The organism is Streptomyces sp. NPDC048295, assembly GCF_040652135.1.
Lineage (GTDB): Bacteria > Actinomycetota > Actinomycetes > Streptomycetales > Streptomycetaceae > Streptomyces.
On record NZ_JBEZLL010000007.1, the window covers coordinates 1 to 26,480 of the forward strand.

Genomic DNA, 26,480 nt, shown 5'->3' on the forward strand with positions numbered 1-26,480 from the left:
GATCTTCCCGAGCCGCTCGTCCAGCATCTTGCCGGTGAACTTCGGCCACCAGAAGTGGAATCCGGAGAACATCGCGAAGACCACGGTGCCGAAGATGACGTAGTGGAAGTGCGCGACGACGAAGTACGAGTCCGAGACGTGGAAGTCCATCGGGGGCGATGCCAGGATCACGCCGGTCAGACCACCGAAGGTGAAGGTGATCAGGAAGCCGACGGCCCAGAGCATCGGTGTCTCGAAGGACAACGATCCCTTCCACATCGTGCCGATCCAGTTGAAGAACTTCACACCGGTCGGTACCGCGATGAGGAAGGTCATGAACGAGAAGAACGGCAGGAGCACACCGCCCGTGACGTACATGTGGTGCGCCCACACGGTCACGGAGAGACCCGCGATGGCGATCGTCGCGCTGATCAGGCCGATGTAGCCGAACATCGGCTTCCGGCTGAACACCGGAATCACCTCGGAAATGATTCCGAAGAATGGCAGGGCGATGATGTACACCTCTGGATGGCCGAAGAACCAGAAGAGGTGTTGCCAGAGCAATGCCCCGCCATTGGCCGCGTCGAAGACATGCGCACCGAATTTACGGTCCGCCTCCAGTGCGAAGAGCGCGGCGGCGAGGACCGGGAAGGCCAGCAGGACCAGCACACCGGTCAGCAGGACGTTCCAGACGAAGATCGGCATGCGGAACATCGTCATGCCGGGAGCGCGCATGCAGATGATCGTGGTGATGAAGTTGACCGAACCGAGGATCGTGCCGAAGCCGGAGAAGGCCAGACCCATGATCCACATGTCGGCGCCGACACCCGGCGACCGGACCGCGTCCGAGAGCGGGGAGTAGGCGAACCAGCCGAAGTCCGCCGCACCCTGGGGGGTGAGGAAGCCGGCCACCGCGATGATCGAACCGAAGAGGTACAGCCAGTACGCGAACATGTTCAGCCGCGGGAACGCCACGTCGGGCGCGCCGATCTGCAGCGGCATGATCCAGTTGGCGAACCCGGCGAACAGCGGCGTCGCGAACATCAGCAGCATGATCGTGCCGTGCATCGTGAACGCCTGGTTGAACTGCTCGTTCGACATGATCTGCGTGCCGGGACGGGCCAGTTCGGCGCGCATGAAGAGCGCCATCAGACCGCCGATGCAGAAGAACGCGAACGATGTGACCAGGTACATCGTGCCGATCGTCTTGTGGTCAGTGGTGGTCAGCCACTTGATGACGACGTTTCCCGGCTGCTTGCGCCGGACCGGCAGCTCGTCCTCGTACGAGTCGTCTGCTGCCGCGGCACCCTGAGGTTCGTTGAGGATGCTCACAGTTTGTTCGTCTCCGCATTCCTGGCCGGGTCAGTCTGCTCGATGCCGGCCGGCACGTAGCCCGTCTGGCCCTTCTTCGCCAGCTCCTTGAGGTGCGCCTGGTAGCGCTCCGGGGAGACGACCTTGACGTTGAAGAGCATCCGGGAGTGGTCGACGCCGCAGAGCTCGGCGCACTTGCCCATGAAGGTGCCCTCCTGGTTCGGAGTCACCTCGAAGGCGTTGGTGTGGCCCGGAAGGACGTCCTGCTTCATGAGGAACGGCACCACCCAGAAGGAGTGGATGACGTCACGCGAAGTCAGAACGAAACGGACCTTCTCGCCCTTCGGCAGCCACAGGGTCGGACCCGGGTTGCCGTTCTGCGGGTTCCGCGTTCCCGGGATGCCGAAGTCGTAGACGCCTTCCGCACCCTTGGGGAAGTCCTTGCGGAACCGGTCGGGGATGGCGTCGAGCTCCTTGGGGATCTTGTTGCCCGTGGCGGTCGAGCCGTCCACGTTCTCGATGTAGTTGAAGCCCCAGCTCCACTGGTAGCCGACCACGTTGATGGTGTGGGCGGGCTTCGGGGAGAGGGTGAGGAGCTTCGTTTCATCGCGCGCGGTGAAGTAGAACAACACCGAGACGATGATCAGAGGGACCACGGTGTACAGCGCCTCGATGGGCATGTTGTACCTGGTCTGCGGAGGAACCTCGACCTTGGTACGACTGCGCCTGTGGAAGATGACGCTCCACAGGATCAGGCCCCAGACCAGCACGCCCGTGGCGAGCGCTGCCGCCCACGAGCCCTGCCAGAGGGAAAGAATCCGTGGTGCCTCTTCTGTTACCGGCGTGGGCATTCCAAGGCGGGGGAAGTCCTTGTATGTGCAACCGGTGGCGGTCGCCAGGATCAGGCCCGCAGTCAGCACCTGCGGCAGCTTCCGCCGCATCGGGCGCCGCGACGAGCGGTCGGAGCCGTTGGGACTCACGTAGCGCCTTCCCGAGAGTCTCGCCCGCGCGGTCGGCGCGGCCGTCTTTCTGGTCGGTCGCCGCCCTGACGCGGGCAGGGGTTTGGATGTTTATGCGGACCAAACCCTACTGGACGCTATTTGGGGTCGCGCGGGGAGGGTGCCCAACGCGCCGTCCGACTCCCCGAAGGGGTGGAACACGGGCCTCGGAGCACCATCTGACGCCCCCTCTCCTGGCTGTGCGGGCGGCCTGTTCCCGGGCCGGGGCCCGGCTCGGGCTAGCGTGGCCGCGTGCCCTACTTCGACACCGCATCCGCTGCCCCCCTGCACCCCGTCGCACGTCAGGCGCTGCTTGCCGCGCTGGACGAGGGCTGGGCCGACCCGGCCAGGCTCTACCGCGAGGGGCGGCGGGCCCGGCTGCTGCTGGACGCCGCCCGGGAGGCGGCCGCCGAGGCCGTCGGCTGTCGCCCGGACGAGCTGACATTCACTCCTTCGGGGACCCGGGCGGTGCACTCGGGGATTGCCGGAGCCCTCGCGGGACGTCGGCGTGTCGGCCGCCATCTGGTCGTCTCCGCGGTCGAACACTCGTCGGTTCTCCATTCGGCGGCCGCCCATGAGGCGCAGGGCGGATCGGTCTCCGAGGTGGCGGTGGACCGGACGGGGGCGGTGAGCGCGCCGGCGTACGCGGACGCGCTGCGCGAGGACACCGCGCTGGCCTGTCTGCAGTCCGCCAATCACGAGGTCGGCACCGTGCAACCGGTGGCCGCCGTCGCGGAGCTCTGCCGGGCGGCGGGGGTGCCGCTGCTGGTGGACGCCGCCCAGTCGCTGGGCCGGGAGGCGGTGCCGGACGGCTGGTCGCTGCTGACGGGCAGCGCCCACAAGTGGGGCGGGCCCTCGGGCGTCGGGCTGCTGGCGGTGCGCAAGGGGGTGCGGTTCGCCGCTCAAGGACCGGCCGACGAGCGGGAGTCGGGGCGGGCGGCGGGGTTCGAGAACATTCCGGCGATCGTCGCGGCGGCGGCGTCGCTGCGGGCGGTACGGGCCGAGGCCGCGGCGGAGTCCGTGCGGCTGCGGGCCCTGGTGAACCGCATCAGGGCGACGGTGGCGGAGCTGGTGCCCGATGTGGAGGTGGTCGGCGATCCGGTGCGGCGGCTGCCGCATCTGGTGACCTTCTCCTGTCTCTATGTCGACGGGGAGACACTGCTGCACGAGCTGGACCGGGCGGGGTTCTCCGTGTCGTCCGGCTCCTCCTGCACCAGCAGCACGCTGACGCCGAGCCACGTGCTCAGGGCCATGGGGGTGCTTTCGGAGGGGAACGTACGGGTGTCGCTGCCGAACGGCACCGCCGAGGAGGACGTCGACCGGTTCCTGGAGGTGCTGCCCCGGGTCGTGGCCGAGGTGCGGCAGCGGCTGGGCGCGCCCGTCTCCGCGCCCCTGGAGGCCGCCCGGGGCGCGTCCCTGGTGGTGGACGCGCTGGGGAAGCGCTGTCCGGTCCCGGTGATCGAGCTCGCGAAGGTGATCGGGGAGGTGCCGGTGGGCGGGACGGTGACCGTGCTCTCCGACGACGAGGCGGCGCGGCTGGACATCCCGGCCTGGTGCGCGATGCGCGAGCAGGAGTACGTGGGCGAGGAGCCGGCGGACCGCGGCTCGGCCTATGTGGTCCGCCGGCTGTCCTGACTACGCGAGGTGCGTGCGGACCTCGGCGGCGGCGTCGTGGCCGTACGCCTTGGTGAAGCGGTCCATGAAGTGGGTGCGGCGCAGGGTGTACTCCTGGGTGCCGACCGTCTCGATGACCAGGGTGGCCAGCATGCAGCCGACCTGGGCGGCGCGCTCCAGGCCGACGCCCCAGGCGAGGCCGGAGAGGAAACCGGCCCGGAAGGCGTCGCCGACGCCGGTCGGGTCGGCCTTGACCTCCTCCTCCGGGCAGCCGACCTCGATCGGATCCTGACCGGCGCGCTCGATGCGCACGCCGCGGGCGCCGAGGGTGGTCACCCGGTGGCCGACCCTGGCCAGGATCTCCTCGTCGGTCCAGCCGGTCTTGGACTCGATGAGCCCCTTCTCGTACTCGTTGGAGAAGAGGTACGTGGCGCCGTCCAGGAGGATCCTGATCTCGTCGCCGTCCATCCGGGCGATCTGCTGCGAGAAGTCCGCGGCGAACGGAATGCCCCGGGAGCGGCACTCCTCGGTGTGGCGGAGCATCCCCTCGGGGTCGTCGGCGCCGATCGAGACCAGGTCGAGGCCGCCGACCCGGTCGGCGACGGCCTTCAGCTCGATGAGCCGGGCCTCGCTCATCGCGCCGGTGTAGAAGGAGCCGATCTGGTTGTGGTCGGCATCCGTCGTGCAGACGAAACGGGCGGTGTGCAGGACCTCGGAGATCCGGACCGAGCCGGTGTCGACGCCGTGGCGGTCGAGCCAGGCGCGGTAGTCGTCGAAGTCGGAGCCGGCGGCGCCGACCAGGATCGGCTCCGTGCCCAGCAGGCCCATGCCGAAGCAGATGTTGGCGGCGACACCGCCCCGGCGCACGTCGAGGTTGTCGACCAGGAAGGAGAGCGAGACCGTGTGCAGCTGATCCGCGACCAGCTGGTCGGCGAAACGGCCGGGGAAGGTCATGAGGTGATCGGTGGCGATGGAGCCGGTGACTGCGATTCGCACGGGGAGACTGCTCCTGCGTAGATCGGGGGAAACGGGTGGCTGTGTTCCCGGGGCGGCGTGACAGTTCACGCTACCGGTTCCCCGCACCCGTCCTGAAGGGGGGAAAACTACCCGATAGTAGGTCTTTCTTCCTGATGCCTGCGATGCCTACGGTGCCGATATGTCGAACAACATCGCCACGCGCGAGTCCGAGATCAGCCTGGCCGAGCTGCGCGGGGACTGCGCGCGGATGGCTCCGCACTGGGTGGCCCCCGCGAAGTCCGCCCCCGCTCCCGTCGCGCCGTCCCGGATCCACGGGGTCACCGTGCCCGCCTCCTCCGCCCGGCTGGTCGACGCCATGTCCGAGTACGGCGACTGAGGGGCGGCGAAGACCGGCTCCCCTCTCGCCTGACGCCCCGCACGGAAGCCGTGCGGGAACCGCGCGCGCCGCTGCCCCGTCCCACCGTTGTCCCCGTTCCCGGGGACGGACAGGCCGGGCAACGGCGTGTGACGGCAATGCAGGCGAAGGAGCGATCCGGTGAGCACCGAGCGATCCGACAACGACGTGACCGGCCCCCGGCGGCGTTCGCCGCTCGCCGTGGCCTCGGTGGCGGCAGCCGTACTGCTGGCCGGTGGCGGCGGCGCGTACTGGGCGGCGACCGCGGCGGACGGTGACGGCAGGTCCGGCGACAGCGCGGACAGCGGCGCGGGGCGCACCCCGCCCCCGCTGGCCCTGGACGGGCGGGAGGGCGCCCCTGCGGCGCCCGAGGCGCCCTCCCGGGGCATCGCACCGGGCGAGCCCGACCCGAACGGCGGCCGGGTGGTCTACCGCGCCGCCGGCAAGCTGCCCGAGGGGCCCCGCACGGCCGCCGTGCAGCGCGCCGCGGGGACCGTCTCCGCGGCCGAGGTGGCCCGGCTGGCGAAGGCGCTGGGGCTTGCGGGCACGCCACAGGCGGAGGGGACGTACTGGAAGGTGGGGTCCGACGGCGACGGTTCGGGCCCGTTCCTGCGGGTGGACAAGCAGGCCCCGGGCACCTGGAGCTTCGCCCGGTACGGCTCCGGCGGAACGGACAACTGCCCGAAGAAGGCGGTCTGTTCGGGCGGGAACCCGGCCCGGGGAGACAGCGGATCCCCGGTGAGCGAGAGCGCCGCCAGGGCCGCCGCGGCACCGGTGCTGAAGGCGGCGGGGCAGGACGGCGCCGCGCTGGATTCCCGTCAACTCATGGATTCGGTAAGGGTGGTGAACGCGAATCCGAAGGTGGACGGCCTTCCCACGTACGGCTGGTCGACCGGGATCCAGGTGGGTCCGGACGGTGAAGTGGTCGGCGGCAGCGGGCAGTTGAAGGGGCTGGAGAAGGGCGACAGCTATCCGGTGATCAGCGCCGCCGAGGCGCTGAAGCAGCTGAACGCCTCGGCGCACGGCACCCGGGCACGCGCGGACATCGGCGGATGCGCCACCCCCGTACCGCTGGACGAAGGCCGGAAAACGCCGAAGGTCCACTGCGGGACGCTGACCGGGGCGGAGCGGCCGACGACGACGGTGACGGTCGACAAGGCGGCGTTCGGTCTGGCGGCGCAGTACGTGGCGGGCAAGCAGACGCTCGTACCGTCCTGGCTCTTCTCCGTGCGCCCGGCCGCCGGTGGCCGGGGCACCACGGTCTCCCAGGTCGCCGTGGCCCCCTCGTACCTGGCGAAGGACGCGCCCTCGACGGCCCTCCCCACGCCGGCCCCCACGACTCCCCCGGGCGACGCGGAGAAGTCCGGGCCGCAGCCGCTGTCGTACCGCGCCGACGGGCGGACCCTGTCGGTGACGTTCTGGGGCGGGGCGTGCAGCACGTACACCGCGAGCGCGACCGAGGGCCCGGACCGGGTGACCGTGAAGGTGACGGAGTCGAAGCAGCCCGGGAAGAAGGTCTGCATCATGATCGCCAAGGAGCTGACCCGGACGGTGACGCTCGACGCGCCGCTCGGCGACCGGACGGTGGCAGACGCGGCGTCGGGCGGTGACGTGCCGCGCAGCTGAGCGCCGGCCCCTCGGACACGACGACGGCGGCGGCCCCGGATTCCGGGGCCGCCGCCGTCCTGCCGTTCCGCGCCGCGCTCAGGCGTACGCGCCGCCTTCAGGGCTCAGCTGAAGGAGTCGCCGCAGGCGCAGGAGCCCGTGGCGTTGGGGTTGTCGATCGTGAAGCCCTGCTTCTCGATGGTGTCGACGAAGTCGATGGAGGCGCCGCCCAGGTACGGAGCGCTCATCCGGTCGGTGACGACCTTGACGCCGTCGAAGTCCTTCACGACGTCACCGTCGAGCGAACGCTCGTCGAAGAAGAGCTGGTAGCGCAGGCCCGAGCAGCCGCCGGGCTGGACGGCGACGCGCAGCGCCAGGTCGTCACGGCCTTCCTGCTCCAGCAGGCCCTTGACCTTGGCTGCGGCGGCGTCGGACAGGAGGATGCCGTCGCTCACGGTGGTGGTCTCGTCCGATACGGACATCTGCTTCTCTCCCGGGTTGTACGGAGACTGCTTGCCGACGTTGCAACCGTCGGGACCGCGGATTCATTCCGGGCCGAGCGCTTGCCTGTTCCATTCATGCTCGCATACCGGTCGGCCGGGGGGATGCGTCACATCGACACTATGGCCATCGTCAAAGTGACGTGAACCGGATATCATAGATAGCGTCAATTAGACGAAAAGGCTTCGCGGAAGCTTTTCGCAGAGGCTTTCAGCAGAGAAGAAAGGGTGCGTGACGTGACCACGGCCCACCCCGTCCAGGATCTCGACGTCCAGCCGACGCCCCTCGCCCTGCTCCTGCTCGGCCGTGAGGCCGACCCGCGGAGCGAGCGTGGCGTCGAGTGCCCCGGCGACCTGCCATCCCCGTCCGACCCGGACCTGGTGGAGCGTGCCCGTGCGGCCAAGGAGAAGCTCGGGGACAAGGTGTTCGTCCTCGGCCACCACTACCAGCGTGACGAGGTCATCCAGTTCGCCGATGTCACCGGCGACTCGTTCAAGCTCGCCCGGGACGCCGCCGCGCGGCCGGAGGCCGAGTACATCGTCTTCTGCGGTGTGCACTTCATGGCCGAGTCCGCGGACATCCTGACCACCGACGACCAGAAGGTCGTGCTGCCGGACCTGGCCGCGGGCTGCTCCATGGCCGACATGGCCACCGCCGAGCAGGTCGCCGAGTGCTGGGACGTGCTGACCGAGGCCGGGGTCGCCGGGCAGGTCGTGCCGGTCTCGTACATGAACTCCTCCGCCGACATCAAGGCCTTCACCGGCAGGCACGGCGGCACGATCTGCACCTCGTCCAACGCGAAGCGGGCGCTGGAGTGGGCCTTCGAGCAGGGCGACAAGGTCCTCTTCCTGCCCGACCAGCACCTGGGCCGGAACACCGCGGTCCGGGACATGGGGATGTCGCTGGAGGACTGCGTCCTCTACAACCCGCACAAGCCGAACGGCGGCCTGACCGCCGAGGAGCTGCGGAACGCGAAGATGATCCTGTGGCGCGGGCACTGCTCGGTGCACGGCCGCTTCTCGGTCGAGTCCGTCAACGACGTCCGTGAGCGGATACCGGGCGTCAACGTCCTGGTCCACCCCGAGTGCAAGCACGAGGTCGTGGCAGCGGCGGACCACGTCGGCTCGACGGAGTACATCATCAAGGCCCTGGAGGCGGCCCCGGCCGGCTCGAAGTGGGCGATCGGCACCGAGCTGAACCTGGTGCGCCGGCTGGCGAACCGGTTCGCGGCCGAGGACAAGGAGATCGTCTTCCTCGACAAGACGGTCTGCTTCTGCTCGACGATGAACCGCATCGACCTGCCGCACCTGGTGTGGGCGCTGGAGTCGCTGGCCGAGGGCAACCTGGTCAACCGGATCGAGGTCGACCCGGAGACGGAGAAGTACGCCAAGCTCGCGCTGGAGCGGATGCTGGCGCTGCCGTAGGGCGGCGTGCAGAGCAGGAGGCCCCGGCACCGTGGAAGAACGGTGCCGGGGCCTCCTGTGCTGGGCCGCTGTGCGTTACGCCTTCGCGGGCTCCGGCTCCTCGGAGGCGCTCTCCTCCGCGAGGGCCGGGGCGGACCCGCCCGCCTTCTCCGCCCGCTTGAGCGCCTTCTTCTTCGCGCGGCGCTCCTTGCGGAGCTCCACCATCGCGTAGAGCGTGGGCACCAGGAGCAGCGTGAGCAGCGTCGAGGTGACCAGGCCGCCGATCACGACCACCGCGAGCGGCTGCGAGATGAAGCCGCCCTCGCCGGTGACGCCCAGTGCCATCGGGAGCAGGGCGAAGATCGTCGCGAGCGCGGTCATCAGGATCGGGCGCAGACGGTGGCGGCCGCCCTCGATGACCGCCTCGACGACGCCCATGCCCTGCCTGCGGTACTGGTTGATCAGGTCGATCAGCACGATCGCGTTGGTCACCACGATGCCGATCAGCATCAGCATGCCGATCATCGCCGCGATACCCATGGGGGTGCCGGTGATGACGAGCAGGCCGATGGCGCCCGTCGCCGCGAACGGGATGGAGACCAGCAGGATCAGCGGCTGGACGAGCGACCGGAAGGTGGCGACCAGCAGCATGAAGACGATCGAGATCGCCGCCAGCATGGCCAGGGCCAGCTTCACGAACGCGTCGGACTGGTCCTCGGTGACGCCGCCGATGGTGGCGGTGGCGCCGTCCGGGAGGTCCAGCTTCTTGATCGCGTTCTGGAGGTCGGTGCCGACCGCGCCGGTGTCGTCGCCGAGAGGCTTGGCGGTGATCGTCGCGGCGCGCTGGCCGTCGATCCGGGTCATGGAGACCGGTCCGGGGACCAGTTCGACATCGGCGATCTGTCCGAGCTTCACCGGGCCGAGGGGCAGGTTCTTCAGCTCTGCCATGGTGGTGGCCGGGTGGGCGGACTTGATGACGACGTCCCGCTCGGTGTCGTCCATGATCGCCTTGCCGGACGGGGTGCCGCGCACCGCTCCGGCGACGGCCGCGCCGAGCGCGGTCTGGTCGAACCCGGCCTCCGCGGCCTTGGGGGTGGCCCTGACCGAGATCCGCGGAACGCTCTGCGCGAGGTCGCTCTGGACGTCGGAGACGTTCTTGAGCTCGGCCACCTCGGTGCGCACCTTTTCGGACGCCTTCTTGAGCACGTCCGCGTCGGCGGCCTTGACCACGACGCTGAGCTTCTGGCTGCCGAAGCCGTCGCCCCCGGAGAGGGCGGTGTCGCCGATGCCGTCGAGCTTGCCCAGGGCCGTCTCGATGCGCTCCTGGGCTGCGTCGTAGTCGGACGAGTCCTTCAGCGTGATCTGGTAGGAGGCCTGGTTGGCGCCCGTACCGCCGCCGAAGGCCGCCATGAAGCCGGAGGAGCCGACGGTGACCTGGTAGTCCTTGACGCCCTTGTCGTCGGCGAGGACCTTCTCGACCTTCTTGGCCGCTTCGTCGGCGGCCGCCAGGCTGGTGCCCGGGGTGAGCTCCTGCTTGAGGGAGAGGACTTCCTGCTCGCCCTGGTCGAAGAAGGTGGTCTTCAGCAGCGGGGCCATGCCGAAGGTGCCGAGGAGCACGACGACGGCGATGACGACACTGGTGACACGGCGCCGGGTGGCGAAGCGCAGGACCGGGACGTACAGCTTCTGGAGCCGGCTGCGGGCCTCCTTCTCCTCGGCCTCGCGGCGCGCCTGGTCCGGGTTCTCCGTGGCGCCCTTCGGGGCGCGCAGGAACCAGTACGACAGGACGGGGACGACGGTCAGCGAGACCAGCAGGGACGCCAGCAGGGCCGCGGTGACGGTCAGCGAGAAGGAACCGAAGAGCTCGCCGACCATGCCGCCGACGAGACCGATCGGCAGGAAGACGGCGACCGTGGTGAGGGTCGAGGAGGTGACCGCGCCGGCCACTTCCTTCACCGCGGTGATGATCGCCGACTGGCGCTCCTCGCCGTAGCCGAGGTGACGCTTGATGTTCTCCAGGACCACGATCGAGTCGTCGACGACGCGGCCGATCGCGATGGTCAGCGCGCCCAGCGTCAGCATGTTGAGCGAGAGGTCACGGGTCCAGAGCACGATCAGTGCGAGGACCACGGAGAGCGGGATGGAGACCGCGGTGACCAGGGTCGAGCGCAGCGACGCGAGGAAGACCAGGATCACGATGACGGCGAAGAGCAGACCGAGCGCGCCCTCGGTGGTCAGACCGGAGATCGCCTTGGAGACGGCGGGACCCTGGTCGGAGACGACGGTCAGCTCGGCGCCGGCGCCGAGGTCCTTGCGGAGGTCCGGGAGCTTGTCCTTGACCGCGTCCGAGATGGCGACGGCACTGCCGTCCTTGTCCATCGTGGCCATCACGGCGAGGCTCGGCTTGCCGTTGGTACGGGTGATGGAGACCGCGGTGGACGGCTCCTGCTTCACCTTGGCGACGTCACCGACTCGGACCGGCTCGCCGGACTTGCCCGTGGCCGGGTCCTGGCCGGCGACCCGCAGGTCCTCGATCTGCTTCAGGGAGGTGAAGGCGCCGCCGACCTGGACGGTGCGGCTCTTGCCCGACTCGGAGAAGGAACCGGCGGGGACGGTCGCGCCGCCCGCCTGGAGCGCCTGGGAGAGCGTCATGGCGTTCAGTCCCGCGGCGGCGAGCTTCTTGTCGTCGGGGGTGATGGAGACCTGGAGGTCCTGCACACCGTCGACGGTGACCTGGCCGACGCCGCTGATGTCCTCCAGGGCGGGGACGACCGTGCGGTCCAGCTGGTCGGCGAGCGCCTGCTGGTCCTTGTCGGAGGTGACGGCGAGGACGACGGCCGGGATGTCGTCGGTCGAGCCGGCGATGACCTGCGGGTCGACGTCGTCGGGAAGCTGGGCGCGGGCGCGGTTCACCGCCTGCTGGATGTCGGCGACGAGCTGCTTGGTGCCCTCGCTGCCGAAGTCGAAGGACGCCATGATGACGGCGCTGCCCTCGCTGGCGGTCGAGGTGATGCCGGTGACGCCGTCGACGGCCTTGATGGAATTCTCGAGCGGTTCGACGACCTGCTTCTCGACCACATCGGGGGACGCACCCTGATAGGGGGCGATGACCGACACCATCGGGAGTTCGATGGTGGGCAGCAGCTGCTGCTTGAGCTGCGGGATCGCGATCGCTCCGAACACGAGCGCGACGATCGAGATCAGTCCGATCAGGGCCCGTTGCGCGAGGCTGAATCTGGACAGCCAGGACATGGGTGGGTCTCTCTTCTGTGGCTTACGCGGCAGGTGGGACGGGCGGCTGAGGGACAGACCCGGCCCGTCTATACGATCGCCTGTCGGCAAGGGTCCGGGCGTCGGCCCCAGGTCGCTTTCTTATGCCGCGCATACCGCAGGTGGAGTACGCCGTTTCTCCACCCGTCACTCCACCCTGGGGCGCACCAGGCCGGATTCGTAGGCAATTACCACCAATTGGGCCCGGTCCCTGGCACCCAGTTTCGCCATCGCCCTGTTCACATGGGTCTTGACGGTGAGCGGGCTGACGACGAGCCGCTCGGCGATCTCGTCGTTGGAATGCCCGCCGGCCACCAGTACGAGCACCTCGCGCTCGCGGCCGGTGAGCGCGGCGAGCCGCTCGGAGTACTCCGCGGCACTCGGCCCGTCGCCCTCCGAACTGCCGCCCTGCGCAAGGAAAGTGGCGATCAGGCCCTTGGTCGCGGCAGGTGAGAGCAGCGCCTCGCCGCCCGCGGCGACGCGGATGGCGTTGAGCAGTTCCTCCGGTTCGGCCCCCTTGCCGAGGAAGCCGGACGCCCCGGCCCGCAGCGACTGCACCACGTACTCGTCCACCTCGAAGGTGGTGAGCATGACGACCCGTACGTCGGCCAGCTCCGGATCGGCGCTGATCATGCGGGTCGCGGTGAGTCCGTCCGTGCCCGGCATCCGGATGTCCATCAGCACGACGTCGGCGCGGGTCGAGCGTGCGAGTTCCACCGCCTGCGCGCCGTCCGCCGCCTCGCCGACCACCTCCATGTCGGCCTCCGAGTCGACCAGGACCCGGAACGCGCTGCGCAGCAGCGCCTGGTCATCGACGAGCAGCACCTTGATGGGCGGTGTCATGCGCGCTCCCTCCTCCGCCTCATGCGTTCTCCCCCGCCGTCATGCCTGCTCCCCGGCCACCATGTCCGCTTCCCCGTCGTCACGCCTGCTCCCCCGCCGTCATGTCCGCTTCCCCGCCGTCATGCGTTCTCCGCCGTCCGGCCCTCCGCGCCCGGTCACCCGGACTCCGCCGCGCGGGCCTCGACGGGCAGGATCGCATGGACCCGGAATCCACCGCCGTAGCGGGGCCCGGCGGTCAGGGTGCCGCCCAGCGCGGTGACGCGTTCGCGCATACCGAGCAGGCCGTGGCCGCCGCCGGCGCCGTCGCCGCCCCCGCCGGCGCCGTTGTCGATCACGGTGATCTCGGCCGTTCTCCCGACCCGTACGACACTCACCTCGGCCTTCGCCCCGGGGCCCGCGTGTTTGCGGACGTTGGTCAGCGCCTCCTGGATGACCCGGTACGCGGCCAGGTCGACGGCCGCGGGCAGCGGGAACCGCCGGTCGGTGCAGGCCAGTTCGACGGGGAGCCCGGCCCTGCGGACGGCGTCCACCAGTTCGTCCAGAACGGCGAGGCCCGGGGCGGGTTCGGTCGGCGCCGCCGGGTCGCCGGACTGGCGCAGCAGCCCGACGGTGGCCCGCAGTTCGTCGAGCGCGGAACGGCTGGCCTCCCGGACGTGGGCCAACGCCTCCTTGGCCTGGTCGGGGCGCCTGTCCATGACGTGGGCGGCCACCCCGGCCTGCACGTTGACCAGCGCGATGTGGTGGGCGACGACGTCATGGAGTTCGCGGGCGATCCGCAGCCGCTCCTCGGCGACCCGCCGCCGGGCCTCCTCGTCGCGGGTGCGTTCGGCCCGTTCGGCCCGTTCCCTGATCGCGTCGACGAAGGCACGCCGGGAGCGGACGGCGTCCCCCGCTGCACCGGCCATGCCGGTCCAGGCGAAGACGCCGAAGTTCTCCTGGCTGTACCAGGGCGCCGGACCGCAGAGCATCGCCGCGGCCGTCAGTACGGCCACCGTCAGCAGGCCGACCCGCCAGGTGGTGGGCCGGTCGGTGCGGGCGGCGACGGTGTACAGCGCGATGACGGTGCTCATGACCACGGGCGTGGGCGGATCGGACCCCACCAGCTCGACGACCGTCAGCCCGGCGGTGACCGCGAGCACCGCCATGGGACGGCGCCGCCGCCAGATGAGCGCCAGCGCACCGGCCACCATCAGCAGCAGGCTGCTCACCGCGGGCGCACGGGTCTCGAAGGAGCGGCCCTCCCCCGCGCCCGGGTGGACGAACGACCCGATGATCATGGCGACCAGGACGGCCAGGGCCAGCGCGGCGTCCAGCGCGAGGGGGTGGTCGCGCAGCCAGTGCCGGACGCGCAGAACCCCGGTTCCGAGGGTGGTCACGTCAAGCTACGTTACGGCGTGTCGCGCGGAAATCGGACCGGGTCCCGTTCGAAGGGGCCGGACACGCACCGTGCCCCGGGTCCGGCGGACCGGACACGGGGCACGGGTTCGTGCGGGTGCTGGAGAAACGACCGGCGTCAGCCGGGAATCAGACCCTCGTCACGGAGCATGGCGCGCACCTCTTCGAGGGTCGCGTCGGGCGACGGAAGGATCAGCTCGGACGGCTCCAGGGAGTCGTCCGGCAACGCGGTGCCGAGCTCGCGCACCCTGGCCAGGAGCGCGTGGAGAGTCGCGCGGAAGCCGGGTCCGTCACCGCTCTCCATCTCGGCGAGCAGTTCGTCGTCGAGCCCGTCGAGCTCGGCGAGATGACTGTCGGCCAGTGCGACCTGGCCCTCCCCCATGATCCGTACGATCATGACGCCGCCTCAACTCTTGTCGAACCTGTGCGGGGACTGCGACGACTGCTGCTGGGCGGCGTCCTGCGGGCCGCCCTCGATCGCCTGCTGCGGGGTGGAGCCGCCGGCCAGCTCGGCCTTCATGCGCTGGAGCTCCAGCTCGACGTCCGAGCCGCCGGAGATCCGGTCCAGCTCGGCGGCGATGTCGTCCTTCGCCGTGCCGGTCGGGTCGTCCAGGGCGCCGGAGGCGAGCAGCTCGTCGATCGCGCCGGCCCGCGCCTGCAGCTGCTGGGTCTTGTCCTCGGCCCGCTGGATCGCCAGGCCGACGTCACCCATCTCCTCGGAGATCCCGGAGAAGGCCTCGCCGATCCGGGTCTGTGCCTGGGCAGCGGTGTAGGTGGCCTTGATGGTCTCCTTCTTCGTACGGAAGGCATCGACCTTGGCCTGCAGCCGCTGCGCCGCGAGGGTGAGCTTCTCCTCCTCGCCCTGCAGCGTGGTGTGCTGCGTCTCCAGGTCGGTGACCTGCTGCTGGAGTGCGGCGCGCCGGGAGAGCGCCTCGCGGGCCAGGTCCTCGCGGCCGAGCGCGAGCGCCTTGCGGCCCTGGTCCTCCAGCTTGGACGACTGTCCCTGCAGCTGGTTCAGCTGCAGTTCGAGCCGCTTGCGCGAGGTCGCCACATCGGCGACGCCGCGGCGTACCTTCTGAAGCAGTTCGAGCTGCTTCTGGTACGAGTAATCGAGGGTCTCGCGCGGATCCTCGGCCCGGTCAAGGGCCTTGTTTGCCTTCGCGCGGAAGATCATCCCCATACGCTTCATGACACCGCTCATGGGCTTCGCGCGCCCCCTTCTGACGGACTGAGCTCCAGCACTCCAACAGAACCCACAGTACGGGCCCTGCCTCTATTACCGCACTGTTCGAGCACGGATGTGCTCCTACCCAAGGACGACTGCACCAGGTCACCACTCCGGCCCAGGGAGTAGGGGAGGGCGGGAAAACCCGGTGCCGCCGGGTGTGCCGGACACTGCGGTACACCGGCGAGGACGCAGGCCGTTGCCGGATCGTTCCCGACCGGCCTGGGGTCGCGGCGATCGAACCCGTACCCTTGGGCCTTGTGTTCCGTAGCCGTTCGAAGGAAGAGAAGGCGCCCACCGGCAAGGTGACGGCGGACCTCTCCAAGCAGCCCCGCGACCCGCAGGCCCCCAAAGGTCGCCCCACCCCCAAGCGCAGCGATGCCCAGTCGCAGCGCCGTCGTGCCTCCGGTGGCGCGCCGCTCGACCGCAAGGAGGCCATGAAGCGGCAGCGCGAAGCGCGCCGTGTGGACCTGGCCAAGCAGCGCGAGGCGCTCGCCAGTGGCGACGAGCGCTATCTGCCTGCGCGCGACAAGGGCCCGGTGCGGCGCTTCGTCCGCGACTACGTGGACTCGCGTTTCTGCATCGCGGAGTTCTTCCTGCCGCTGGCCGTGATCATTCTGATCCTCAGCGTGATCCAGGTGCAGAACATCCAGAACATCTCGCTGCTGCTCTGGCTCATCGTGATCGTGCTGATCGTCGTCGACTCGATCGGTCTCTCGTTCCGCCTCAAGAAGCAGCTCAACCAGCGTTTCCCCGATACGCCCAAGCGTGGCGCGGTCGCCTACGGCCTGATGCGCACGCTTCAGATGCGTCGCCTCCGGCTCCCGAAGCCGCAGGTCAAGCGGGGAGAGCGGCCCTGAGTACGCACCTCTCCGGCCTGGCCGGCGGTCCGTCCGCCGGCCGGCCGGACGGTGCCGTGCCCGTGACCGGGTTCTCCGGCGCCTCCTCGATGTGGCTGAAGGGCCTCGGCGGCCTGCGCAACACCGTCCGCCAGGAGCTCGTGGCCCGGCAGCTCGACGAGCAGATAGCGGCGCGCTTCCCGGTCGGCCAGCGGCTGCGCGTGCTCGACGTGGGCATGGGCCAGGGCACCCAGGCGCTGCGCCTGGCGCGGGCCGGTCACACGGTGACGGGCCTGGAGTCCGACGCCGAGATGCTGCGGGTGGCCAAGGAGGCCCTCGGCAGTGAACCCGCGGGGATCCGCGAGCGGGTCCGGCTGATCGAGGGCAACGGCCTGGACACCGGGGTGCACTTCCTGCCCGGCAGTTTCGACGTGGTGCTCTGCCACGGTGTGCTGATGTACGTACGGGAGCCCGACGCGATGCTGGCGGGCCTGGCCCGGATGCTGGCCCCGGGCGGGCTGCTGTCGCTGCTCGTACGGAACGCGGACGCGCTGGCGATGCGCCCCGGGACCGCCGGGGAATGGAGCGCGGCGCTGGCCGCCTTCGACACGGACACGTACACCAACCGGCTGGGCCTGACGGTGCGGGCCGACCGGCTGGAGGCCCTGACGGCCACGCTCGCCGGGATCGCCGCGCCGCTGCACGCGTGGTACGGGGTGCGCGTCTTCACGGACAACGTGAGCAACGACGTGGAGCTGCCGGCCGCCGCCGAGCTGGAGCAGGTGCTGTCCGCGGAGGACCGGGCCGGGCGGACGGATCCGTACCGCCGGGTGGCCGCGCTGCTGCACCTGTGCGGGGTACGGGGCTGAGCGGACACGGGAGCGAGCCGTTGGGGCTGTCCGACGGCACACCCGCCCGGCCGAACCCGGCAGGCCACCAACGGTGCCAAAAGTAATAATCCGGACATGGATGCATCCCACTTCCGCGGCCGTGCGCGTCGGCTGCTGCTGCCTCTGACCGCAGGTCTCTGTGCGATCGCCCTGGTGAGCGGCTGCTCGGACGCCGCTTCCGATGCACCGAGGGCCGAACCCAGCGATCCGGCCTCCGCCACCCGCACCGCAGGCGATCTACAGAGCGACTACCAGACCGTGATCAAGAACGTGCTGCCGTCGGTGGTGCAGATCCAGACCTCCGTGGGCCTGGGCTCCGGCATCGTCTACGACACCAAGGGCCACATCGTCACCAATGCCCATGTGGTCGGCACCGACAGGACGTTCAAGGTCACCGTCGCCACTGGCGAGAAGGTGCAGAAGGCCACGCTGGTGGCCACCTATCCGGAGCAGGATCTGGCCGTCATCAAGCTCGACAGCGTGCCGCCCGGGCTGAAGCCGGCGAAGTTCGGCGACTCGGAGAAGGTCGAGGTGGGGCAGATCGTGCTGGCGATGGGCTCGCCGCTCGGTCTGTCCTCCAGCGTCACCCAGGGCATCGTCTCGGCGCTCGGCCGGACCGTCAGCGAGAGCCGCGCGGGCGGCGGCACCGGTGCGACGATCGCGAACATGGTGCAGACCTCGGCCGCGATCAACCCGGGCAACAGCGGGGGCGCGCTGGTCAACCTGAACAGCGAGGTGATCGGCATCCCGACGCTGGCGGCGACCGACCCGGAGCTGGGCGGCAGCGCCGCGCCGGGGATCGGGTTCGCGATCCCCGTGTCGATGGTGAAGACGGTCGCCGATCAGATCATCAAGAGCGGCAGGGTCATCGACTCCGGCAGGGCGGCCCTGAACATCACCGGCCGCACGGTCGTCGACGACACCTACCAGCCGGCCGGGGTGGCGCTGGTCGACGTCACGAAGAACGGCGCCGCGGACAAGGCGGGGCTGCGGCCCGGCGACGTCATCATCGGGATCGACGACCAGCCGGTCACCACGATCACCTCCCTGTCGGAGGCGCTGGCCTCGGACAAGCCCGGCCAGAAGGTCACGGTGACCTATCTGCGCAACGGGACGGAGAACACGGCGAAGGTCACCCTGGGCGAGATCTAGGGTCTTCCGTCCGGATCAGGCCGGATCAGGCCGGATCAGGCCGAACCAGGCTGGATCCGTGCGGGTCAGGGCGGATCCAGCCTGACGCCCGGACCGAAGGCGGGCACGGGCTCCCCGCCGAAGGCGACCGTGCCCGCGTCCGCCTTGTGGAGTCCGGGCCGGGTCAGGGCGGGTCATTCCGGACCGGGGAGAGACGCGAGCCCGGTACGGTCCGGACGAGAGGCCTCGGGACGAGCGCCGCCGTACGGGCCCCTGCTCACGCCCGTACGGCGGCGCCCCGCCGCCCGGGGCGGATCAGCCCTGGTCGGCCTGGAGGCTCATGGGGCCGTAGATCTTCGTCGAGTCGTCGAAGAGCGTCACCTGGTCCGCCCCGCCGTCGAGGAGTTCCTTCCAGTACTCACCGATCCAGGACTCCGCGTCGCCCTGGGTGGTGAATTCCTCCGGCTGCAGGGCCGGCTCCGTCTCCGTGCCGTCGGACTTCTCGAACCGCCACGTCCACGCCATGTCCGCCTCCTGGGTCGCTGTGCTGCCCGCAGCCTAGTGCCTGAGTCCGGTGCGGGGACCCGGTCCGGACGGCCCCACGTCGCGCACCGGTTGCGCGGACGCGGGAGGATCGGAAGCGTGGAACTGACTCTGCTCGGCACCGGAGCCCCCGACGGGCTGCCGCGCCCCGAATGTCCCTGCGCCGCCTGCGCCGTCGCCCGCGGGGCGCGCTCGCGGGCGTCGACCGCGCTGCTGGTCGACGGCGCACTGCTGCTCGACCTCACCCCGGGCGCCGTGTTCGCCGCGGCCCGTGCGGGGCACTCGCTCGCGGGGGTACGGCAGGTGCTGCTCACCCATCCGCACGACGGGCCCGCCGTGGAACTGCCCGCGGGGCTTCCCCCGGCGGGGCGGGTACCGGACGGCCGGGAGCTGACGCTGATCAGCGGGCACCGGGTGCGGGCCGTGCCGATGGACGCGCCGGGGACGGGATACGAGGTCACGGGTCCGGCGGGCCCCCGGCTGCTGTACCTGCCGCCGGGGGCCGCGCCGGCCGGGCTCACGGACCGGGTCGCGGAGCCGTACGACATGGTGGTCGGCGATGTGGTGGGGCGGCCGGACGCGGTGGCGCGGCTGCGGGCCGTGGCGGCGATCGGCCCGGACACCGAGGTCGTGGCCGTCCACCTGGACCATGACGCGCCGCCCGGCGCCGAGCTGGACCGCCGGCTCGCGGCGGCCGGTGCGCGGGCCGTACCGGACGGGACGACGCTGGTGGTGGGCGAGTACCACGCGGCCCTGGAGGTGCCGCGGCGCACGCTGGTGACGGGCGGGGCCAGGTCGGGCAAGTCGGTGGAGGCCGAACGGCGCCTGGAGACGTTCCCCGAGGTGGTGTACGTGGCGACCGGCGGCGGCAGGGAGGGGGACACCGAGTGGGCGGCCCGGATCGGCCTGCACCGGGAACGCAGACCGGCCGCCTGGCGCACCGAGGAGACCTGTGAACTGGTGGAGCTGCTGGAGTCGGACGGGCCTCCGCTGCTGATCGACTGCCTGTCGCTGTGGCTGACCGACGCGATGGACCGGGTGGGCGCCTGGGACGACGCCGCGTGGGCGGGCGGCGGCGAGGATGCCCTGCGGGAGCGGGCCGCCGAGCTGGTCGCGGCGGTCCGCGGCACGCGCCGTACGGTCGTGGCCGTCACCAACGAGGCCGGTTCGGGCGTGGTGCCCGCGACGGCCGCCGGGCGGCGGTTCCGGGACGAGCTGGGCCGGCTGAACGCCGCGTTCGCCGACGAGTGCGAACAGGTGCTGCTGGTGGTGGCCGGGCAGGCACTGCCCCTGCGCGGCTGACCGGCGTCACACGGAGAACAGGAGGAGCGGACATGGCGGGCGTGCGACCGATGCTGAGCGGGGTCCCGGAGACCCTGCTGTGGACGCTCTACAACCGTGCGTACGAGGCGGGCCGGCGCTATCCGGTGCTGGACGACCCGGTGGCGCTGCGGCTGCTGGAGGATCTGGACTACCCCTTCGAGGAGCGGTTCGGGCGGCCGGACCCGTTCCACTCGCAGGCCCAGGGGCTGCGCTCGCGCTGCTTCGACCTGGCCGTGCAGGAGTACCTCGCCGACCGGCCGCGGGCCACCGTGGTCGCGCTCGGCGACGGCCTGGAGACCGGCTTCTGGCGGGTCGACAACGGCCGGCTGAGCTGGCTGAGCGTGGATCTGCCGGAGGTCGCCGAGCTGCGCCGGAAGCTGCTGCCCGCCTCGGACCGGCTGCGCACGCTGTCGCGGTCGGCGACCGATCTCTCCTGGCTGGACGAGATCGAGGACCCGCAGGGCCGCGGCGTCGTCGTCACGACACAGGGGCTGCTGATGTATCTGCGCCCCGCGGAGGTCCGGGAGATCCTGGCCGCCTGCGCCGAACGGCTGCCCGGCGGCGTCCTGGTCCTGGACACGATGGCTCGCTGGCTGGCCAGGACCACCGTGACCGGCCGTTCCAAGGTCGGCACGATGACCGTTCCGCCGATGCGCTGGGCCATGAACCCCGGCGAGCGGCCCAAGCTGCGCGGTGCGCATCCGGCGATCACCGAGGTGCGTGCGCTGCGGCTGCCGCGGGGGCGGGGCGCGATGGGCGAACTGATCCGGATCCAGTCGCTGCTCCCGGGGCTGCGGACCCTGACGCCCGCGATGACGCAGCTGCGGTTCGGGGGAAGGACCTCGCACTGACCGGGCGTCAGAAAGGTGGCGGGTACTGTTCCGCAGTGAGCCCGCCGCCGGGCTCACCGGCCCACTCGACGCATCGACCCGCGAGGCAGACCCCCGTGAATCTGGACGACTTCTCCGATCTGATCGAACGCCCCGACGGCGGCGTACGGCGCGACGCCGAGGAACGCCGGGAGCGCATGACCATTCCCGTCGGCTCCCTGGGCCGCCTGGACGAGCTGGGCGAATGGCTCTCGGCCGCGCAGCAGTCCGTACCGGTCAGGGCGATCGAGCAGCCGCGCGTGGTGCTCTTCGCCGGTGATCACGGAGTGGCCGGGCTGGGTGTCTCCGGGCGCGCGGCCGGCACCGCGCACGAGCTGGTGCGGGCCACGCTGGACGGCGCGACGCCGCTCGCGGTGCTGGCCCGGCAGTTCGGCGTACCGGTCCGGATCGTCGACGCCGGCCTGGACTGCGACCCGGAGCTGCTGCCCGAGTCGGTGGTGCGTCACCGGGTGCGGCGCGGCAGCGGCCGGATCGACATCGAGGACGCGCTGACGGCCGAGGAGGCCGAGCAGGCGGTGCGGCTCGGCATGGCGATCGCCGACGAGGAGGCCGACTCGGGCACCGATCTGGTGGTGCTCGGCGATCTGAGCGTGGGCGGGACGACGGCCGCCGCCACGCTGGTCGCGGCGCTGTGCGGCACGGACGCCTCGGTGGTCACCGGGCGCGGTGGTGCGGGGATCGACGATCTGGCGTGGATGCGCAAGTGCGCGGCGATCCGGGACGCGCTGCGGCGGGCCCGGCCGGTCATGGGTGACCAGCTGGAGCTGCTGGCCACGGTGGGCGGTGCGGATCTGGCGGCGACGACCGGTTTCCTGCTCCAGTGCGCGGTGCGCAGGATGCCGGTGATCCTGGACGGTGTGGTCTCGGCGGCCTGTGCGCTGGTGGGCCAGCGGGCGGCCTTCCGGGCGCCGGACTGGTGGCTGGCGGGTCAGGCCAGCGGTGAGCCGGCGCAGGCCAAGGCGCTGGACCGGATGGCACTCAACCCGTTGCTGGACCACGGCGTCATCGTGGGAGAAGGAAGCGGGGCATTGCTCGCACTCCCGCTTGTCCGGGCCGCTGCCGCACTCGCGGCCGAGCTGCCCGAACGCGACCCCGTCGCCGAGGAGAAGGACAGCGCCGACGAGGGAGCCGAGGCAGGCGCCACGTACGACGACGCCACCTGAGGCTCACGGACCGGCGGCGCTGCGGCCGTTGAACACCGGCCACAGCGCAGTCCCTCATGCAGTGCGATGCACCATATGATCGCTTTTCATGGGAGAGGTCCGAATGTCCACCGAGGATTCCGGGCGGGGCACCGCCAGGGCACCGAGCACGGTCCGGTCACGGCGCGGCGCGGCATTCGCCATCTGGTACCTGCGCGTCGTGTCGTTCATCAATTTCCTGAGTGCCGTCTGGGTCACTCTCGGCAATGACCTGCGCCGCCACAACACCGCGAACTACTTCACTCCCTACCTGCTGACCGCGGGCTTCTCCTCCGGCGTCGTCGCGCTCTTCCTCGCCATCACCATGCGCCGCCGCAAGCGGGCCGCCTGGATCGTGAACATGGTGGTGAGCGGCCTGCTGCTGCTTCTCTTCGCCCTGGTGATCCTCTTCCCCGAGGTCCGGCGCTATCCGCAGAACTGGATCTCGCTGACGCTGACCGCCGCCTTCGTCGTCGCGCTGCTCCTGGGACGGCGCGAGTTCTACGCGAAGGGCGACCGGTCCAATCCGAAGCTGGCGGCCGTCGTCGCGGTCGGCGGGCTGCTGATCACCTCGCTGATCGCCGCCGGCCTGGTCACCCTCACCAACACCGCGACCGACGGCTACCGCTCCTCCTTCCTGGACCGCTGGCGCTACGGGGCGCTGAGGCTGGTCTCGGTCGCCGACAACGACGCCGCCTTCGCCGGGATCACGACCCCGGGCTGGGTCGACGTCACCATCAACGTGCTCTCCACGCTGCTGCTGATCGCCGTCGTGTACGCGGCGTTCCGGGCCCGCCGGGCCGTCGACCCGATCACCCCCGAGGACGAGGCCCGGCTCCGGGCGCTGCTCGACCGGCACGGCGACCGCGACTCGCTCGGCTACTTCTCGCTGCGCCGGGAGAAGAGCGTCACCTGGTCCCCGACCGGGAAGGCCGCCGTCGCCTACCGGGTGGTGGGTGGGGTGTCGCTCGCCTCCGGTGACCCCATCGGTGACCCGGAGGCATGGCCCGGGGCGATCGAGCCGTGGCTGGCCGAGGCCCGCGAGCACGGCTGGATCCCGGCGGTGATGGGGGTCAGCGAGGAAGGCGGCACGGTCTACGCACGGCACGGCCTGGACGCCCTGGAGCTGGGCGACGAAGCGATCGTGGAGACCGCGGAGTTCACCCTGGAGGGGCGGGCGATGCGGACCGTCCGCCAGGCGTACAACCGGGTCCGGCGCGCCGGGTACGAGGTGACCGTCCGCCGCCACGCGGACATCCCCGAGGAGGAGATGGCCGAACTGGTACGGCGCGCCGACGACTGGCGCGACGGGGCGACCGAACGCGGCTTCTCCATGGCGCTCGGCCGGCTCGGCGATCCGGCCGACGGGCAGTGCGTGATGCTCGAATGCCGCGACGCCGCGGCCGAGGAGGGCGGCGCGCCGGGCGAGTTGCGCGCCGTGCTGAGCTTCGTCCCCTGGGGGCCGAACGGCCTCTCGCTGGACCTGATGCGCCGTGACCGGGATGCCGAGAACGGGCTGATGGAGTTCATGGTCATCGAGCTCCTCCAGCGTGCCGAAGAGATCGGGATCACTCAGGTCTCGCTGAACTTCGCGATGTTCAGATCCGTCTTCGAGCGCGGTTCGCGGCTCGGTGCCGGACCGGTGCTGAGGCTGTGGCGTTCGATGCTCAGCTTCTTCTCGCGCTGGTGGCAGATCGAATCGCTGTACCGCGCCAACGCGAAGTACCGACCGATCTGGGAGCCGCGTTTCATGCTGTTCGAGAAGAGTTCGGACCTGCTGCGCATCGGTCTCGCGGCGGGGCGTGCCGAAGGGTTCCTGGAGGCGCCCGGTCTGCCCAAGTGGCTGCACCGCTCGCACCTCGGGACCGGTGGATGAGACCCGCACACGTGCTGCGCGGGGCGGCCCGCCGGGAGTGGGGCCCGCTGCTGAGGGCCGTACGCGGCACGCTCGCCGCCCTGCGGCTCCGGGCGATCCCGATGACGATCGCCGCGGTCTGTCTGACGGCGCTGCTCCAGGTGGTGCAGAACCGGCCGTGGGGCTTCGGGACGGTGCACGCCCTCGGGGCGGTGCGGGCCGAGGATCCGTTGTGGGCGGCGCTGCTGCGCACCCCGCTGTCGCTGTTCGTGCCGGCGCTGGATCTGCCGGTCTGGGGGGCGCTGGTGCAGATCCTGGTGGTGTTCGGGACCGCCGAGATCTGTCTGGGCCGGTGGCGCACGCTGCTGATCGCGTACGTGGCGACGCTGGCCGGGACGCTGTACGCGCGGATCGGTGTCGCGCTCGGCCCGGACGGGCTGTTCGGGCTGCCGGCCTCCGACGCCCAGGTCGTCGACACCGGCCCGTCGGCGGCGGTGGTCGGCCTCGCCGTCTATCTCTGTTACGCCTACCGGGCCCGCTTCACCGGGGCGCTGGTGATCGTGGCGATGGTGGTCGAGGTGGTGCTGAAGAACAATCTGGCGGGCAAGGAGCACCTGGTGGCGATCGCCGCGGTCCTCCTGCTGTGCGTCCGTCCGCCCCGCCGGGACCGGCCCCGGGATCAGGATTTGCGTCCGGGGAGCGGCGTCCGGTCCGGTGCGCCGCCGATCAGATCCTCGAATCTGCGCCGCGGGCCCACCCAGCGCACGTCGTGATGGTAGGCGCGCAGCACCGCCCGGGCGCGCGCCCGGTGGCGGTTGCGATAGAAGTGCCTCGCCCACATCGAGGTCGGCCGGGCCAGCCGGATCGCCCCGATCAGCGCGACGAACGGGACGAGCGTGCCGACGACCGCGAGCCGCGCCTTGCCCTTGAAGAGGGAAATCAGCACGAAGCAGAAGTTGACGACCAGGGTCAGGACGACGCCGAGCCTGCTCTGCTGCTCGTCGCTGCTCAGCTCGTTCACGCCGAGCGGTGAGAACCCGCCCAGCACCAGCAGCACCAGCGCCGCGGTGAGGACCACCACCTCCACGCTCCGGCGGCCCTCCTCGGTCCAGTACACGTCGTCGAGGTGGAGGATCAGGGCGAACTCGTCCAGCACCAGCCCCGCGCCCGTACCGAAGACCACGGCACAGACCCCCGCGGTGACGCCGTGCCGGCCGCTGGCCACCGCGCCGAAGCCGCCGACGACGCTCAGCACCACGCCGGGGACCACGTGGTGGATGTGCATCCCGCCAGGCGTGAAGTTGCGGAACGGGCCCTTCCCCGCCCGGATCATCCGGGTGACGAACCGGGTGATCGCGAAGGTGAGCACAAAGGCGGCCAGGGCGAGGAGCAGCGGCAGCTTTCCCGGCTCGACGATGTTCCGATCGAACCAGTGACCCATGCCACCCACTCCCGATAAGCCGCTACCGTCATGTTCTGTCGCGTTATGCGCAATCTATCGGCCGGGCGCACCGATTAGCCTGCGCGCCGTGACCTCCCTGAACAGCCACGGCATCCGTTTCGCCTTCGGCACCCTGACCGTGCTCCCCGTCCGCGTGACCCGCTGGGACCGTACGGCCGCCCGCGCCGGGATGCTGTGCGCCCCGCTCGCCGGCCTCGTCGTGGGGCTGCTCGCCGCGGTGCCCGGCGTCCTGTTGCTGCTGCTCGGCTCGGGGCCGCTGCTCGCCGCGGTCGCCTCGGCGGCCGTTCCCGCGGTGCTGACCCGGGGCCTGCATCTGGACGGTCTCGCGGACACCGCCGACGGCCTGGGCAGCGGCAGGCCCGCCGTTGACGCGCTGCGGATCATGAAGCAGTCGGACATTGGGCCGTTCGGTGTGATCACCCTGCTGTTCGTACTGCTGGCCCAGGTCGCTGCGCTCCATCAGCTGTACGGGCGGGGCTGGGCGTACGGCGCGGTGGCGGCGGCCGTCGCCGCGGTCACCGCCCGGCTCGCGCTCACCCTGGCGTCCCGCCGGGGCGTGCCGCCGGCCCGTCCGGAGGGGCTGGGCGCGGCGGTGGCGGGCACGGTCACGGTGCGGGGCGCGATGGCGGCCGGGGTGGTGGTGGTCGCGGGGTGCGCGGGGGCCGGGGCGCTCCTCGGCGGGTACGGGGCGCTGCGCCACGCGCTGGCCGCACTGGTCGCGCTCGGTGCCGCCCAGCTCCTGCTGCGGCACTGCGTGCGGCGCTTCGGCGGGGTGACCGGCGATGTCTTCGGCGCATTGGCGGAGACCGCGGCGACGGCGGCCCTGGTGGCCCTGACGATCGGTTAGGGC

Annotated in this window: 24 protein-coding genes; 13 read left to right on the forward strand and 11 right to left on the reverse strand. The window is 71.0% G+C overall.

The window, feature by feature from the left end; all coding sequences use genetic code 11:
- Both AB0D53_RS12265 and coxB read right to left on the reverse strand, forming a co-directional pair.
- Window positions 1–1,311: cbb3-type cytochrome c oxidase subunit I (locus AB0D53_RS12265; RefSeq protein ID WP_362443953.1), on the reverse strand; the 1,311-nt coding region annotated here is incomplete at its 3' end.
- Entirely contained in the window at window positions 1,308–2,270 is a 963-nt protein-coding gene (gene coxB, locus AB0D53_RS12270; protein WP_362443956.1) for a cytochrome c oxidase subunit II, read from the reverse strand. The genes coxB and AB0D53_RS12265, both read right to left, overlap by 4 nt.
- Window positions 2,271–2,540: 270 nt before the next feature.
- Between coxB and AB0D53_RS12275 the strand changes: the two genes are divergently transcribed.
- Window positions 2,541–3,923, forward strand: coding sequence for an aminotransferase class V-fold PLP-dependent enzyme (locus tag AB0D53_RS12275; protein ID WP_362443959.1), 1,383 nt, complete (start codon window positions 2,541–2,543; stop codon window positions 3,921–3,923).
- Here the strand turns inward: AB0D53_RS12275 and AB0D53_RS12280 are convergent, their stop codons facing one another.
- On the reverse strand, window positions 3,924–4,898 hold the full coding sequence (locus tag AB0D53_RS12280) for a carbohydrate kinase family protein (protein ID WP_362443962.1): 975 nt from the start codon (window positions 4,896–4,898) through the stop codon (window positions 3,924–3,926). It abuts the gene before it with no gap.
- Between the two features lie 160 nt (window positions 4,899–5,058).
- Between AB0D53_RS12280 and AB0D53_RS12285 the strand changes: the two genes are divergently transcribed.
- Window positions 5,059–5,256, forward strand: coding sequence for a hypothetical protein (locus AB0D53_RS12285; protein ID WP_362443965.1), 198 nt, complete (start codon window positions 5,059–5,061; stop codon window positions 5,254–5,256).
- A gap of 159 nt (window positions 5,257–5,415) precedes the next feature.
- Window positions 5,416–6,900, forward strand: coding sequence for a hypothetical protein (locus AB0D53_RS12290; RefSeq protein ID WP_362443968.1), 1,485 nt, complete (start codon window positions 5,416–5,418; stop codon window positions 6,898–6,900).
- Between the two features lie 104 nt (window positions 6,901–7,004).
- Here the strand turns inward: AB0D53_RS12290 and AB0D53_RS12295 are convergent, their stop codons facing one another.
- The gene (locus tag AB0D53_RS12295) at window positions 7,005–7,361 is read right to left on the reverse strand and encodes an iron-sulfur cluster assembly accessory protein (RefSeq protein WP_030933606.1); all 357 of its coding nucleotides are present in this window, start codon (window positions 7,359–7,361) and stop codon (window positions 7,005–7,007) included.
- A 246-nt stretch (window positions 7,362–7,607) separates the two neighbouring features.
- Between AB0D53_RS12295 and nadA the strand changes: the two genes are divergently transcribed.
- On the forward strand, window positions 7,608–8,804 hold the full coding sequence (gene nadA / locus AB0D53_RS12300) for a quinolinate synthase NadA (protein WP_362443971.1): 1,197 nt from the start codon (window positions 7,608–7,610) through the stop codon (window positions 8,802–8,804).
- 75 nt (window positions 8,805–8,879) lie between these two features.
- Here nadA and AB0D53_RS12305 read toward each other — a convergent pair whose 3' ends face one another.
- The 5 genes from AB0D53_RS12305 to AB0D53_RS12325 form a co-directional block, all read right to left on the reverse strand.
- Window positions 8,880–12,035, reverse strand: coding sequence for an efflux RND transporter permease subunit (locus AB0D53_RS12305; protein ID WP_362443974.1), 3,156 nt, complete (start codon window positions 12,033–12,035; stop codon window positions 8,880–8,882).
- Between the two features lie 165 nt (window positions 12,036–12,200).
- The gene (locus AB0D53_RS12310; protein WP_362443977.1) at window positions 12,201–12,896 is read right to left on the reverse strand and encodes a response regulator transcription factor; all 696 of its coding nucleotides are present in this window, start codon (window positions 12,894–12,896) and stop codon (window positions 12,201–12,203) included.
- A gap of 155 nt (window positions 12,897–13,051) precedes the next feature.
- Window positions 13,052–14,272, reverse strand: coding sequence for a histidine kinase (locus tag AB0D53_RS12315; RefSeq protein ID WP_362443980.1), 1,221 nt, complete (start codon window positions 14,270–14,272; stop codon window positions 13,052–13,054).
- 137 nt (window positions 14,273–14,409) lie between these two features.
- Window positions 14,410–14,688: a hypothetical protein gene (locus AB0D53_RS12320; RefSeq protein WP_329813871.1), complete on the reverse strand. Its 279-nt coding sequence runs from the start codon at window positions 14,686–14,688 to the stop codon at window positions 14,410–14,412.
- 9 nt (window positions 14,689–14,697) lie between these two features.
- Complete coding sequence (locus tag AB0D53_RS12325; RefSeq protein ID WP_329813870.1) at window positions 14,698–15,480, reverse strand: PspA/IM30 family protein; 783 nt, start codon at window positions 15,478–15,480, stop codon at window positions 14,698–14,700.
- A gap of 296 nt (window positions 15,481–15,776) precedes the next feature.
- Here AB0D53_RS12325 and AB0D53_RS12330 point away from each other — a divergent pair, with 296 nt between their 5' ends.
- The 3 genes from AB0D53_RS12330 (at window position 15,777) to AB0D53_RS12340 (ending at window position 18,397) form a co-directional block, all read left to right on the forward strand.
- Window positions 15,777–16,376 carry a DUF3043 domain-containing protein gene (locus AB0D53_RS12330; protein ID WP_329813869.1) on the forward strand — a complete coding sequence of 200 codons (600 nt, stop codon included), beginning with the start codon at window positions 15,777–15,779 and terminating at the stop codon, window positions 16,374–16,376.
- Window positions 16,377–16,465: 89 nt separating this feature from the next.
- Complete coding sequence (locus tag AB0D53_RS12335) at window positions 16,466–17,224, forward strand: methyltransferase domain-containing protein (protein ID WP_362444804.1); 759 nt, start codon at window positions 16,466–16,468, stop codon at window positions 17,222–17,224.
- Between the two features lie 96 nt (window positions 17,225–17,320).
- Complete coding sequence (locus AB0D53_RS12340) at window positions 17,321–18,397, forward strand: trypsin-like peptidase domain-containing protein (RefSeq protein WP_362443986.1); 1,077 nt, start codon at window positions 17,321–17,323, stop codon at window positions 18,395–18,397.
- A 294-nt stretch (window positions 18,398–18,691) separates the two neighbouring features.
- Here the strand turns inward: AB0D53_RS12340 and AB0D53_RS12345 are convergent, their stop codons facing one another.
- Window positions 18,692–18,901 carry a hypothetical protein gene (locus AB0D53_RS12345; protein ID WP_072483289.1) on the reverse strand — a complete coding sequence of 70 codons (210 nt, stop codon included), beginning with the start codon at window positions 18,899–18,901 and terminating at the stop codon, window positions 18,692–18,694.
- Window positions 18,902–19,018: 117 nt separating this feature from the next.
- Here AB0D53_RS12345 and AB0D53_RS12350 point away from each other — a divergent pair, with 117 nt between their 5' ends.
- From AB0D53_RS12350 to AB0D53_RS12370, 5 genes are all read left to right on the forward strand, one after another.
- Window positions 19,019–20,221 (forward strand): bifunctional adenosylcobinamide kinase/adenosylcobinamide-phosphate guanylyltransferase, encoded by a 1,203-nt coding sequence (locus AB0D53_RS12350; protein WP_362443989.1) that lies wholly within the window; start codon window positions 19,019–19,021, stop codon window positions 20,219–20,221.
- 32 nt (window positions 20,222–20,253) lie between these two features.
- Window positions 20,254–21,093, forward strand: a complete 840-nt coding sequence (locus AB0D53_RS12355; protein WP_362443992.1) for a class I SAM-dependent methyltransferase — start codon at window positions 20,254–20,256, stop codon at window positions 21,091–21,093.
- A 95-nt stretch (window positions 21,094–21,188) separates the two neighbouring features.
- The gene (cobT, locus tag AB0D53_RS12360; protein ID WP_362443995.1) at window positions 21,189–22,295 is read left to right on the forward strand and encodes a nicotinate-nucleotide--dimethylbenzimidazole phosphoribosyltransferase; all 1,107 of its coding nucleotides are present in this window, start codon (window positions 21,189–21,191) and stop codon (window positions 22,293–22,295) included.
- Between the two features lie 88 nt (window positions 22,296–22,383).
- Window positions 22,384–24,189 (forward strand): phosphatidylglycerol lysyltransferase domain-containing protein, encoded by a 1,806-nt coding sequence (locus tag AB0D53_RS12365; RefSeq protein WP_362443998.1) that lies wholly within the window; start codon window positions 22,384–22,386, stop codon window positions 24,187–24,189.
- A complete protein-coding gene (locus AB0D53_RS12370) occupies window positions 24,186–24,941 on the forward strand; it encodes a hypothetical protein (protein WP_362444001.1) in 756 nt (251 codons plus the stop codon). The genes AB0D53_RS12365 and AB0D53_RS12370 overlap by 4 nt, the downstream gene beginning before the upstream one ends.
- On the opposite strand, the gene AB0D53_RS12375 is transcribed toward AB0D53_RS12370, so the two are convergent.
- Complete coding sequence (locus tag AB0D53_RS12375) at window positions 24,848–25,609, reverse strand: hypothetical protein (protein ID WP_362444004.1); 762 nt, start codon at window positions 25,607–25,609, stop codon at window positions 24,848–24,850. The genes AB0D53_RS12370 and AB0D53_RS12375 overlap by 94 nt on opposite strands.
- Before the next feature lie 88 nt (window positions 25,610–25,697).
- On the opposite strand from AB0D53_RS12375, the gene AB0D53_RS12380 reads away from it, so the two are divergent.
- On the forward strand, window positions 25,698–26,477 hold the full coding sequence (locus AB0D53_RS12380; protein ID WP_362444007.1) for an adenosylcobinamide-GDP ribazoletransferase: 780 nt from the start codon (window positions 25,698–25,700) through the stop codon (window positions 26,475–26,477).
- The last annotated feature ends 3 nt before the right edge of the window (window positions 26,478–26,480 follow it).